The organism is Gemella morbillorum (assembly GCF_900476045.1).
Taxonomy (GTDB): domain Bacteria; phylum Bacillota; class Bacilli; order Staphylococcales; family Gemellaceae; genus Gemella; species Gemella morbillorum.
The window spans coordinates 1,665,914-1,677,848 of the sequence record NZ_LS483440.1; the positions used below are offsets into that span (position 1 = coordinate 1,665,914).

The window sequence follows — 11,935 nt, forward strand, 5'->3', positions numbered from 1 at the left end:
GAACTATTGGCTTAAACATAAAAAGTTCCCGCAGATTTCTCTACGGGAATTCTCTTTTATTATTCTTCAGACGGTATTTCTTCTGATTCTATTTCTTTTGCTTCCACATCTATAACTTCTGCTTCTTCTGTAGTTTCAGCTTGTTCTTCTGCTACTTTAGCTTCTTTTGCAGCTTCTTCTTGTGCTAGACGTGCTTGTTCTTCGTAGTATTTTTTATTAACTACTTTATCTAGTTGTTCTGCTTCTTTCTCATCTAAGTCTTTTGGCATTTTCCCAAATTGGTAAAGAGCAACAATTTCTTTTCTATCAATTGTTTCAACTTCGATAAGAGTTTGTGCAATTAGTTCTAATTGTTCTCTATGAGTTTCGATAATATGAAGAACTTTAGTATAACATTCATTAATAATTTTACGAACTTCGATATCGATTTCTTTTAACATTTCTTCTGAGTAGTTACCAATACTTGAAAGTTGGCGCCCACCATATGGATCATGGAATGGAGCTTGCATTGGTCCTACAACTTCACTCATACCATATTCAGTAACCATTGCACGAGCGATTGCTGTTACGCGCTCGAAGTCATTATGAGCTCCTGTTGATACCTCATTAAAGAAGATTTGTTCCGCTGCACGTCCACCAAGTAATCCACAAATCTTGTCGATAAGGTCTGTACGTGTTTGGAAGTATTTCTCTTCTTCTGGAATCATAAGGTTGTATCCACCGGCATCTCCACGTGGAATAATTGTAACTTTTTGTACTTTATCCGCACTATCAAGAACCATACCTACGATAGCGTGTCCTGCTTCATGATAAGCAACTAAACGTTTTTCTTTTGGTGTGTAGATACGACTACGTTTAGCTGGTCCACCAATTACTCTGTCCATAGCTTCATCTAAGTCAGCTTTTTCTATACTATTTTTATTTTCACGAGCGGCAAGAAGTGCAGCTTCATTCAAGATATTGGCAAGGTCAGCCCCAGAGAATCCTGGTGTTTTTTCTGCTAATGAGCGAAGTTCAACATCTTTTGCTAATGGTTTGTTTTTAGCGTGAACTTTAAGGATAGCTTCACGACCGCGTACATCTGGTGTAGACACTTTAATTTGTCTGTCGAAACGTCCTGGACGACGAAGTGCATTATCTAGAACATCAGCACGGTTAGTCGCTGCGATTACGATAATACCTTTTTCACCATCGAATCCATCCATTTCTACAAGAAGTTGGTTAAGAGTTTGTTCACGTTCATCGTTTCCTCCTCCAACTCCGCTTCCACGTTTACGTCCTACTGCATCAATCTCATCGATGAAAATGATACATGGTGCATTTTTCTCCGCTTCTTTGAATAAGTCACGAACACGGCTTGCCCCAACCCCTACGAACATCTCAACGAAGTCCGAACCTGAAATTGAGAAGAATGGTACTTTTGCTTCACCAGCAACAGCACGAGCTAATAATGTTTTACCTGTTCCCGGAGGTCCCTCTAATAGGACACCTTTAGGAATTTTCGCACCCATTTTCGTAAACTTACGGTGGTCTTTCAAGAACTCAACCATTTCTGCAAGCTCTTGTTTTTCTTCATCAGCACCAGCTACATCTTTGAATGTAACTTTAGTTTCTCCACCTTCAAGTTTTTTCGCTTTAGATTTTTGGAAGTTCATTACTTTACCTCCACCGCCACCTTGCATTTGTGACATAAAGAAGAAAAGTAATCCCATCATCAGAATAAACGGAATAATATTTCCTAAGAATGATAGAATAGCGCCAGTTTTTTCCGCTGGTTTATATTCTACTACGCTTAGTTTGCCATCTTTAGCTTTTTCATTTATTTGTTTTTGGACCTCATTATCAGAAGCTGGAACTAACGCTTCAAAGTTCTTGTTCCCATCTGATAAAGTTCCTTTTACATTATAGTTTTCATCTTTTCTTTGTAGACTAATCTCTTTTATTTTGTCATCTTTAATGTTTTGAACAAGTTTAGCATAGTCTAATTTTTCTGTAGTCCCTGGTAAGTCCTGCTGCCAATAAGCAAACAATCCAATCGCAATAACGATTAAGGCAAGCATACCAAGGAAAGGGTTTTGCCTTTTTTTATTGTTCATAATAGACAATGTCCTCCTATTTTCCTAAAAGTATCTTAATTTTAATATATTTTTATCTAAGTTTAATATATTTTAACTTAACTTAAATTCTACCATACGGCACTTTAAATCAAACTAAAATTTTTGACTTTTTTTGACTTTTAATTCTAAAAGTTTTTAATAGTTTTCTTACTTAAGATTAGATATCATTTTTATGAATAAATTTCTTTTTTCAAAATACCAACATATGGTAAGTTTCTATATTTTTCATCATAATCTAATCCAAAACCAACTAAAAAGACATTCGGTGAAACTATACCAACATAGTCTGCTTCAACGTCAACAATACGAGTTTCCGGTTTATCAATTAGAGATGCACATGTCACTGATGCTACTTTACGTTCGTTTAAATTATCGATAAGTGCTTTAAGAGTTCTTCCAGTATCAACAATATCTTCAATGATAATTACATCACGACCTTCGATGTCCATACCAATATCTTTCTTAATTTTTACAGTTCCTGTAGAACTAGTTCCACCATGATAACTAGAAACATCTATAAAGTCAGTAACTACATGAATATCTATATGCTTCATAAGTTCTGCCATAAAAGGTAAGGCTCCTTTTAATGTACAAATAAGAACAGGCTCTTGATCTCTATCTCTATAATCCTCTTCTATTTGTTTCGCAACTCTTTTACTAGCTGCCACAATCTCTTCATGATTAAATAAAACTTCTTCTATGTCTTTTAATAAATTTTCCACTGTTCTATCCTTTCGTTTTTATATAATAATCATATTTTTTGTTTTTATTAACCTTAGTATCTAAACTTATTATTCCAAGGACTTTTTCTCCACTACGGACAACTGGAATCTGATTACGAATGTCTTTCGGAACTTTTTCATCAATAAAAAATCTTGAAAGTTTTTTCGTAATATTACCACGTTGAAGCCTATCACCTTGGCGTTTTGTTGTAATAAGCAGCGGTAAGTCTTCTTTATCAAAACCTATCTCTGCTTCTTCATTATTTGTCGTTATTAGAAATTCACTCTGATAAAATTTATAAAGCATATTTTCACAAACTTCATCTATAATCAATTCCATCTTATCATTATAACATTTTTTTTCGATTTTATGAATATATATGACCCTATATTCGCTAACTATTTTTAAATTATTTTTCAAATCATAGCTTTTATTACCGGAATTGTTGAGCAACTGTTCAACTACTTTAAAAAGTGCTCGTTGTGTTACATCAAAAACACCTAAATCTTCCATCAAAATATCTTTTAATAAAAAATATATTTCTTCAGCGCTTAGGCTTAAAACTTCGGCTCTTGACAATACTACTTTTTCTTGATTCTTTTCCAAAATATAATTATCTTTATTGGCTAGTAACCTAGTTTTTAACTCATCGTTAATATTTTTATAATACTTGGCAAAATTAATTAAATTATCAAAACTCGCCGCACTAACATCATTCAATAACGGAATAATATTATGGCGAATATTATTACGCGTATAATCTGTGTCAAAATTACTTTCATCCGTATAATACTTCAAGTTATTTGCTTGGGCATACTGTTCCAAAGTTTCCTTTAAAACATTTAATAGCGGACGATAAATAGTCAAGTTCCCATATCTGCCTTTATTATCTATTGCCAAATTATAATCCATATTGCGACCTGTTAATAGGCGCATCAAAATATTTTCAACCTGATCATTTTTATGATGTGCGGTTAAAATCTTAGTAATATTTTCTTTAGCCGCCATTTCATTAAATGCTTTATAGCGTAGTTCTCGTGCAAGCATTTCCTCGGAAATATGTTTATCTCGCGCTAGAAAATTCATCTCCAACTCTTTTTTATAGAATCTTATATCATAGTTATTTACAAATTTTTCTACAAACTCCGCTTCTTCATAAGACTCTTTGCGAAGCCCATGATTTATATGAAAAACGACTAATTCTTTGTAAGTATGACGGTATTTTGTTACTAGAAGATGAAAAAGAACAATCGAATCTACTCCACCAGAAAGAGCTAAGGCAAGTCTATCTTCTTTAGTCCATAGAACATCAAAATTCTCAATTAGTTCTACATTACTATTCATCTTAACATCCTCCCTCTTCTAACAAACTTCGTTCTTTTAAATCCTCAACTAATTTTGAGAATTTTTCACTCGCTTCAGTTGTAGAGGTAATTATATCATCTAATAAGCCATCCGGAACTTTCGGTAGTTCAATAACTTCTTCTTTTTCTTCTGTCAGTTTCGTTAAATTTGATTTTTTCCCACGCCCTACTGAGATTTTCATATTACCTATATATTGTAACTTCTTCAAATCTTTTAGAGTCTTTTGTTTAGGTTCTTCTTGTAAATTTTCCTCTTGCTTGGATTGTTTAGATTGTTTAGGTTGTTCATTAATTTTCGATTCTTTATCTTTTTTAACACTATCTTGATTTAACTTTTTGGGTTTCTTTTTGTTGTGTTTAGCTTTTGTAGCTTCTACTGTTTTTGGGGTGCTATCTACTTTTTCTTCTTTTTGCGTTAAAATAACCTTATCTTTTTTGATATTTTTTATCTTTGCATTAACTATAAAGCCTTCCGAAAAAATTTCCGCTAGTTTTTTCTTCTTCCCTACATGCATATTTTCCTTTGGCAAGAATGCTTGTTCTCCACTTTCTAACTGAAAATACAAGCCATTAGCTTCGACCTTAGTTACTTTCGCACTTATTTCTTTTCCGATATTTTCGCTAACTTTATTACCCATTTAATCACCCCTTTACTCTTCGGCTTTTACTCATGACAATATTATAGCATATTAAGGCGATAAACTCCTTATATTTTATTTTCTTCTGGAAAATTAAAAGAATGAAAGGATTTTTCATCAAATCCTCTCATTCTTTTATTCATATTCTATTTTATTTTAAAATTTTTCAAAACTATTCCAAACGTGGTTAAGTTATGTAATAACGCTAATAAATTAGGTGATAGAACATTTATAAGTCCTAAAAATATTAATGAACTATTTATAGTAACTGTACCTTTGACATTACTACTCATTTGAGCACGAAGTTTTTTAGAAACATCAGACAACAATAGTAATGAATCAAGAGAATCTGATTGTAAAACTACATCGCTTATCTGTTTTGATAAATCGGCGCTTTCGTTCATAACAATACTAATGTCACTTTCTGATAATGCTGCTGAATCATTCAGTCCATCACCTATCATTAACACACGACGTCCTTGTTCTTTTTCTTTTCTTATATATTCAAACTTCGTTACAGGTGTCATATTAGTATATACTTCATCAAATGTTATATCTTTTAAGATTTTATTGGTTCTAACGTCGTTATCTCCAGTCAATAAGACAACCTTTTTCCCTTTATTTCTAAGTTCAGCTAGCACGGAGTTTGCTTCATTCCTAAGTGGAATATCTATACAAAATATAGAAATCAATTTCCCTTTGTACCCTAAGAATAGCAAATTGTATTGCTCTTGTTTTTCAGCTATAATTCGCTCTTGGTCAACTGTAACTAGAATATTCTCATCTTTTATCAACTGACTACTTCCTATAACAACCTTTTCTCCATCAATATGTGAAATAATACCTCTAGAGGCAATATGGTATAGTTCTGTGTGCATTTCCTCGTGTTCAATACCATCTTCTTCGGCTTTACTAACAACTGCACTAGCGATAGGGTGGTAAATATGTTCTTCTAAACAAGCTCCTATTTTTACAACTTCCTCATATGAATATTCATAAAATGGTAGTACCTCTCGAATATACGGTCTTGACACAGTTATTGTTCCTGTTTTATCAAAAACAAAAGTATCTATGTCTCCATATTTATCAAGCGTTACTGAGTTTTTTACCACTATTTTTTTATCTATTAAATTTTTTATAGTAGTTAGGTAAGCAACAGGTGTAGATAACTTCAAAGCACAAGAATAATCTACTAATAGAAACGAAATTGCTTTAGCGAACGATCTTGTAAAAAGATATGTCAGTCCCATCGCTATAAAGTTGTACTTCACGATACTATCAGCTAATTTTATATACTTATAGTGGTATGTATCTTCACGACTTTCTGATTCTTTCATCAATTGAATAAGATGATAGATTCGTCCATTAACTTGCGGATTTTCTACCTTAAGTTTAATTTCTCCATGAACAACTATAGTATTGGAGTAAACTTTATCTCCTATTTTTTTAGTTACTGGGAAGCTTTCTCCTGTCAACGAACTCTCATCAACACTTGCTCCACCACCAGCAACAACACCATCAAATAAGATTTCATTTCCTTCAGAAATTAAAATAACATCGTCTTTTTTCACCTCTGAGCTAGGTATTTTCCTATTACCTTCATCTTCTACAAGCCAAACTTCTTTATCAAACGAAGTTAAACTTTTTTCTAGCTCTTTAACGGATTTTTTCTCTGACCAATTGTTTAAAGACTCCCCTAATTCTAAAATAAACATAATTGAACTAGCTGTTTCACGCGCTCCTGTTACTAATGAAACAAAAATCGCCGTTGAATCAAGCGTCTCCATTGTAACTTGTTTTTTAGCTAATAATTTTAACGTATCTCTAAAATATTTAGACGCCTTCCACCATATATAAACTGTTCTTAATGGGAGTGGAATAAATAATTTTGATACTGTTCGCCAAAATACCGCATCCGCTATTATCGTATAAGGTGTATCCTCAGCTTTTAAAACTGGATTTTCGTAACAACCTCTAATTTGCTCTACATCTATAAGTTCTAAAAATTTCTTTAGACACTCATTTTGATTAGTTTTGAAAATAACAGCAAAAGTATATTCATCTTGATAAAACTCAATTTTGTTTATGCTTTGAATCTTTTTCGCTTGTTTTTTAAAATATGCTTTTACATCTGGCGTTAGGCGAAAATTCGCTCTAATTCTTGCTCTCCCGCTCGATAGATGCAATATTTTAAATTCCATGTTATTTTTCCTCTAATTCTAATAAATTACTTTCTTTCTTCTCTTTATCATATAAATCTTTAGCATCTGCAACTACATCATCAGCATGTTGTTTAATATTAGAAATAGTTCCTTCTACTTCATCTTTTGCTTTATATAATTTTGATAAAACTACTGAGTAACCTTTTTTGGCATCTTTGCTTGATAATAATTTAAGCCCTACTGTTCCAAAAGCTACTCCTCCTGCAAAAACTCCTGGTGTTTTTAATGCTGCTTTAGCACCTTTTAATAATTTGATTGACATATTTAAATCCTCCTTTTTTATATTTTGCTATAGCTTAATTATAACACCTTGAATATTATATGTAAATTAATCAACAATCTCATTCTAATACTATAATTTAATGAACCTAAAAGATTATTTATGTTATAATAACTATGTTAAAGCATAATAAAGTAATTATAACGCAAATTTGATTATATCGGTTATTTTTAAGCCACTAAACAATTAGATTAACAAGTAAGGAGTAACTTATGATTTATATTATCGGACTTGGACCTAATGATAGTTCAAACATTAAAGAAAATATTAAAAACTTATTATTAAACAATACCTCGGCAAAAATTATCGTACGCACAAAAGAACATCCAGCGATTGATTTTTTAGAACAGAACAATATTTTATTTGAAACTTGCGATAAATTTTATACTGAAAGTGATAATTTTGAAAATACTTATAACAACATTGCTAATTATATACTAGAGGAAGCAGAAGAAAATGATGTTATGTATCTTGTTCCAGGGCACCCTATGGTTGCCGAACTTACTACACAACTGCTTATTAAAAACGGTAAAAATGTTAAAGTTATCGGTGGGGAGAGTTTTCTAGATTCTTGTTTCAACGCTGCACAGTTTGATCCTGTTGAAGGATTTACCCTTGCTGATGCAACAGCTCCTGAAACCCTTAGCTCTGTTAATCCTCATAATCATCTGCTTATTACCCAATGTTACGATGATATAACTGCTGCCACTGTTTCTTATGAACTTATGGAAATTTATCCATATGACCACATTGTTACAATTATTGAGCAAGCTGGAGCTCTTGATGAACATATTTACACCTCAACACTACAAGAACTTTCTGCTGAAGTTGGCGAACAAGTAAACAACCTGCGCGCACTTTATATCCCACCGCTAAAAAATTCACTAAGCTATAATATTAAAGACTACGCTAATGAATATAATGATGAAGATGAAATTACTGAAGATAACCTTATTAACAAACTTGAAAATCTAGTATCAAAATTAAAGAAAAATAGTGACCGTACTGATGACTACACAGCGGATAACACAAAAATACTCGCTCAAATTATTAATACTTCACTAGATTTTACTATCGCATGCGACACTTACTACGAACTTAGCGATATTGTTAATGAAATGAAAGAGGATAGAGACAATGGATAAGGTTCTCGCATTTAGTAAGAAAATTTTGAAAGAAGTAATAGATAAAAACTCGATTGTTGTTGATGCAACATGTGGCAATGGCAATGACACCTTATTTTTAGCACAAAGTGCAGCAAAGAAAGTTTACGCTTTTGATATTCAGCAACAAGCGATTGATTCTACATTAAAGCTTCTACAAATAAACAACTGCCTTGAAAAATGTGAAGTCATTTTAGATTCACATAACAACTTTGATAACTATATTAGCGAGCCGATTAAAGCTGTTGTCTTTAATCTTGGTTACCTACCTAATGCAGACCACACAATAACTACTCTTGCGGATACAACTTTACTGGCAATAGATAAATTTCTTACCAACCTTGAAATTAACGGACGTATCGTGATTGTTGTTTACTGGGGACATGAGAACGGAAAAGTAGAAAAAGAAGCTTTGCTTAACCATTTAACAAAACTTGATCAAAAAGAAGTAGAAGTACTAAGCTATCAGTTTATCAATCAAAAAAATAATGCACCATTTGTCCTTGCTTTAGAAAAGAAAAATAATATATAAAAATCAAATTCCAACTGAAAGGAACTGTAATGCGCGAAATAGAAATAGAATTTAAAAATTTATTAACCGAAGAAGAATATAAAAAGTTATATGCTGCCTTTAACCTAGTGAATAAAGAGCAAATAATCAACAAAAATTTTTATTATGATGATGCAAACGAAAGCTTCAAAAAGGCAAATTCTGCCTTACGTATTCGCTATACAAATAACAAAACGGAAATGACTCTAAAAATCAAAGGGGCTACACAAAATATCGAAATCAACGTACCTCTTGATGAGAGTTTCCCGAAAGAACCAACTGTTTTACCAACCTTACCTAACGAAATTATGAGCGAGTTGGAAAGACTTAATCTAAAAATAAAAACGCCTATGCTAATTCAAAAAATTGAAACACAGCGTTATGAAGTAAAAACTCAAGATGGGTTATTGGTACTAGATAAAACAACCTTCCTAAAAGATATAGTTGATTATGAACTTGAATTTGAGGCGACTAGTTTTGAAAAAGGGAAAATAGCTTTTGAAAATCTTTTAACAGAGTTTGATATTACTAATAAACCTGCTAAACCAAAAATAGCTAGAGCAATGGAGTATAATACCAGGTTTATATAAATTATATCAATAATCTGTATAAATTGTTTAATCGACTACTTTTGATATGCTTGTGTAAGAGTGCCATTTGTTAAAAGATGAATTGTTACACCTCTGTAGATATGCTTGTGATTCTTTATCCCACATCTTTAGAAGATGTTCCGTTACGATAGATTCCTAAATCACAAGCATATCGTATTTTTTCTCTTCATTTCCCCTTCAAAATACTTAGATAGATGTCGATTCACTCCTTGACTACATAAAATCAAATTTTATTCCACTAAATCACACTATTTTCTGCTATCTTGTATCGGCTTATTTACACCTCTATCATTCCGACATATTGCATACTACTGCAAACCTCTGGTTCTAAATCCAGAAAATCCTTTACTGAAGCAGCCCAAATTACATTTCCCTCTAAAATCCCTTTATCCTTACATTTTCTCTGAAATTCATCTAAATCTGCAATATAGTCTTTTCCTAGCTCACACACATCGCATAAAGATGGCCTAAAAGAAAACCAAAAATCTTTTTTATCTAATTCTTCTAAGCTCATTTCTCTGCAAAAACCACACCTTAAGCTCTCGCTCGGCTTAGTTCTCTCACCTTGCTTCCATTGTTCCATTTCATTTTCATAAAGCTCATTATCCCAATATTGTTCAAAATCACTTTCTTCAAATGTCCCAATCCATACATAATAAGCTTTCATACTTTCTCCTTCACCTTAATTCACAGCTTTCCATAAATTATTATTTCCCACAATTTAGAAAGCTGATTAACCAACGAGCAAACAGCCATCTTTTACTCTAAATCTTGCTTAAAAATAAATTTTTTCGGATGATTTCTAATATAGGTATCTTCGAAAATCCCCTCATAGTCATAAACAAAGTTATCCGCTTGTTCTAAAAATTCCTCTAGGTTATTATCCATACTTTCCAACGCATTCCAACGTTCCTCATTATCAAAAGGAATACTTCCTCCAAACAAATCGACTACTTTTTGAAAATTATCGGCTAACTCCGTCATACCAAATAATCTAAAACCTTTGAGCGTATCTTCCCAAACTATTCCTGTTAAATTATTTAAAAATTGCAAATGCCCTCCGTTATTAACCTCTATAAAATACCAGTTTATTGCATTCAGATATCTTTGTTCCAAGGTAAACAGCTCAGCTGATTGTAGATATTTTTCATAAGAGTTATATATATCTATCGTCCAATACATCGGCTCCAAAATATCCCAAATATCTTTAAAATTCTTCACATCATCTAGTGTAATCTGTTTATATTTTTTCTTTTCTTCTAATTTAAATAAATTATTTCTGTATTCTTTGTAATGTTTATATGCAAGCGGAAATCTTTCTTCATTGTTTTCGAGTATATTTTTAAATTTATGAAACTCAACAAGTTCCATACACCACTCTATAACCTGATTATCCTTTGACAATTCTATAGATTTCTCCAGCATAGTAAGAGCCTGCAACACCTCATCTTCAATCCTGTAACGATCATTTGATGATAGTTGTGAGTAAGAATACCCATAACGATAATACCAAGTGGCATCACGTTCTTTTTCCGGAATCATATCCAGTATCCTTATAGCATCCTCTAACCTATTATCATTATTGTATGTTTTCGCTAGTATTCCTATAAACTCTGCACTTAAGTTTTGAACTCCAACATATTCCAGAAATTCTATAATACTTTCATAATCATTTTCTTTATCTAATATTGTTATAATTTCTAATCTTTGTTTCTCGCTGCACTTTAAGAAATCTTCATTTGTAATATTATATGGGTTAATTCGCAGACCTCTTATAAAATCTTCGAAATTATCAGCCAGTTGATAAATACGATAATCATCTTCTTGATCTACAAGTACCACTTTAGGCTCACCATCACACCCACATTCTCTATAATCAAGAAATACCATATGATGTCCTGCTGAAATAGTATCAGCTATAGCAATCCCTATATTTGGATACTTCCATTCATTTAACCAAAGCTCATTTCCTAATTCACCACAAAGTGAGTACAGTTTCGTTTTATCAATACCATAGATACTTTCAATATGAACAGCTGTCTCTCTAGTAGAAAAAACTGTAGCAAATGGTATCCCTCCATTATGTTTTTTTATTAATTCTATATAAGACTCTGGCAACTTATACCCTAGCTCATCTTCAATCTCTTTTATTTCTTCATCAGTCGGTTCTTTTCCTACATGAGATTCTAAAGCATATTCACTATCATCCCAAAAAGTTCCCCAATCAAAATCTTCAAATTTCCCCATAATTTTTCTAACTCCTTCTT

The 11,935-nt window shown here is 32.2% G+C and carries 11 protein-coding genes; 3 read left to right on the forward strand and 8 right to left on the reverse strand.

Annotated features, from left to right (window positions below):
- Positions 1-59 precede the first annotated feature (59 nt).
- The 6 genes from ftsH to DQN46_RS08005 all read right to left on the reverse strand — a co-directional run bounded on the left by ftsH (position 60) and on the right by DQN46_RS08005 (position 7,326).
- On the reverse strand, positions 60-2,096 hold the full coding sequence (ftsH, locus tag DQN46_RS07980; protein ID WP_111743639.1) for an ATP-dependent zinc metalloprotease FtsH: 2,037 nt from the start codon (positions 2,094-2,096) through the stop codon (positions 60-62).
- Positions 2,097-2,287: 191 nt separating this feature from the next.
- Positions 2,288-2,839, reverse strand: coding sequence for a hypoxanthine phosphoribosyltransferase (gene hpt / locus DQN46_RS07985; RefSeq protein WP_111743640.1), 552 nt, complete (start codon positions 2,837-2,839; stop codon positions 2,288-2,290).
- Between the two features lie 4 nt (positions 2,840-2,843).
- Positions 2,844-4,184, reverse strand: a complete 1,341-nt coding sequence (tilS, locus tag DQN46_RS07990) for a tRNA lysidine(34) synthetase TilS (RefSeq protein WP_111743641.1) — start codon at positions 4,182-4,184, stop codon at positions 2,844-2,846.
- A 1-nt stretch (position 4,185) separates the two neighbouring features.
- Positions 4,186-4,842, reverse strand: coding sequence for a S1 RNA-binding domain-containing protein (locus DQN46_RS07995; RefSeq protein WP_111743642.1), 657 nt, complete (start codon positions 4,840-4,842; stop codon positions 4,186-4,188).
- 146 nt (positions 4,843-4,988) lie between these two features.
- The gene (locus tag DQN46_RS08000; RefSeq protein ID WP_111743643.1) at positions 4,989-7,043 is read right to left on the reverse strand and encodes a heavy metal translocating P-type ATPase; all 2,055 of its coding nucleotides are present in this window, start codon (positions 7,041-7,043) and stop codon (positions 4,989-4,991) included.
- A gap of 1 nt (position 7,044) precedes the next feature.
- Entirely contained in the window at positions 7,045-7,326 is a 282-nt protein-coding gene (locus DQN46_RS08005) for a DUF6110 family protein (RefSeq protein WP_111743644.1), read from the reverse strand.
- A gap of 230 nt (positions 7,327-7,556) precedes the next feature.
- On the opposite strand from DQN46_RS08005, the gene DQN46_RS08010 reads away from it, so the two are divergent.
- From DQN46_RS08010 to DQN46_RS08020, 3 genes are read left to right on the forward strand one after another with little or no spacing between them, the layout of a single operon-like run.
- Positions 7,557-8,489, forward strand: a complete 933-nt coding sequence (locus tag DQN46_RS08010) for an SAM-dependent methyltransferase (RefSeq protein ID WP_111743645.1) — start codon at positions 7,557-7,559, stop codon at positions 8,487-8,489.
- Entirely contained in the window at positions 8,482-9,039 is a 558-nt protein-coding gene (mnmM, locus tag DQN46_RS08015) for a tRNA 5-(aminomethyl)-2-thiouridylate-methyltransferase MnmM (protein ID WP_111743646.1), read from the forward strand. Before DQN46_RS08010 ends, mnmM begins: the two co-directional genes overlap by 8 nt.
- A 29-nt stretch (positions 9,040-9,068) precedes the next feature.
- On the forward strand, positions 9,069-9,647 hold the full coding sequence (locus tag DQN46_RS08020) for a CYTH domain-containing protein (protein ID WP_111743647.1): 579 nt from the start codon (positions 9,069-9,071) through the stop codon (positions 9,645-9,647).
- A gap of 298 nt (positions 9,648-9,945) precedes the next feature.
- Here the strand turns inward: DQN46_RS08020 and DQN46_RS08025 are convergent, their stop codons facing one another.
- Positions 9,946-10,335 carry an immunity 22 family protein gene (locus DQN46_RS08025; protein WP_111743648.1) on the reverse strand — a complete coding sequence of 130 codons (390 nt, stop codon included), beginning with the start codon at positions 10,333-10,335 and terminating at the stop codon, positions 9,946-9,948.
- 92 nt (positions 10,336-10,427) lie between these two features.
- Positions 10,428-11,915 (reverse strand): SMI1/KNR4 family protein, encoded by a 1,488-nt coding sequence (locus tag DQN46_RS08030; RefSeq protein WP_197712501.1) that lies wholly within the window; start codon positions 11,913-11,915, stop codon positions 10,428-10,430.
- Positions 11,916-11,935 lie beyond the last annotated feature (20 nt).

Excerpts from the sequence above, each read along its gene's own strand:
- DQN46_RS08030 (WP_197712501.1), bottom strand. The coding sequence starts at position 11,915 with ATGGGGAAATTTGAAGATTTTGATTGGGGAACTTTTTGGGATGATAGT.
- DQN46_RS08000 (WP_111743643.1), bottom strand. The coding sequence starts at position 7,043 with ATGGAATTTAAAATATTGCATCTATCGAGCGGGAGAGCAAGAATTAGA.
- DQN46_RS08025 (WP_111743648.1), bottom strand. The coding sequence starts at position 10,335 with ATGAAAGCTTATTATGTATGGATTGGGACATTTGAAGAAAGTGATTTT.
- DQN46_RS08010 (WP_111743645.1), top strand. The coding sequence starts at position 7,557 with ATGATTTATATTATCGGACTTGGACCTAATGATAGTTCAAACATTAAA.
- tilS (WP_111743641.1), bottom strand. The coding sequence starts at position 4,184 with ATGAATAGTAATGTAGAACTAATTGAGAATTTTGATGTTCTATGGACT.
- mnmM (WP_111743646.1), top strand. The coding sequence starts at position 8,482 with ATGGATAAGGTTCTCGCATTTAGTAAGAAAATTTTGAAAGAAGTAATA.
- DQN46_RS08005 (WP_111743644.1), bottom strand. The coding sequence starts at position 7,326 with ATGTCAATCAAATTATTAAAAGGTGCTAAAGCAGCATTAAAAACACCA.
- ftsH (WP_111743639.1), bottom strand. The coding sequence starts at position 2,096 with ATGAACAATAAAAAAAGGCAAAACCCTTTCCTTGGTATGCTTGCCTTA.
- DQN46_RS07995 (WP_111743642.1), bottom strand. The coding sequence starts at position 4,842 with ATGGGTAATAAAGTTAGCGAAAATATCGGAAAAGAAATAAGTGCGAAA.
- DQN46_RS08020 (WP_111743647.1), top strand. The coding sequence starts at position 9,069 with ATGCGCGAAATAGAAATAGAATTTAAAAATTTATTAACCGAAGAAGAA.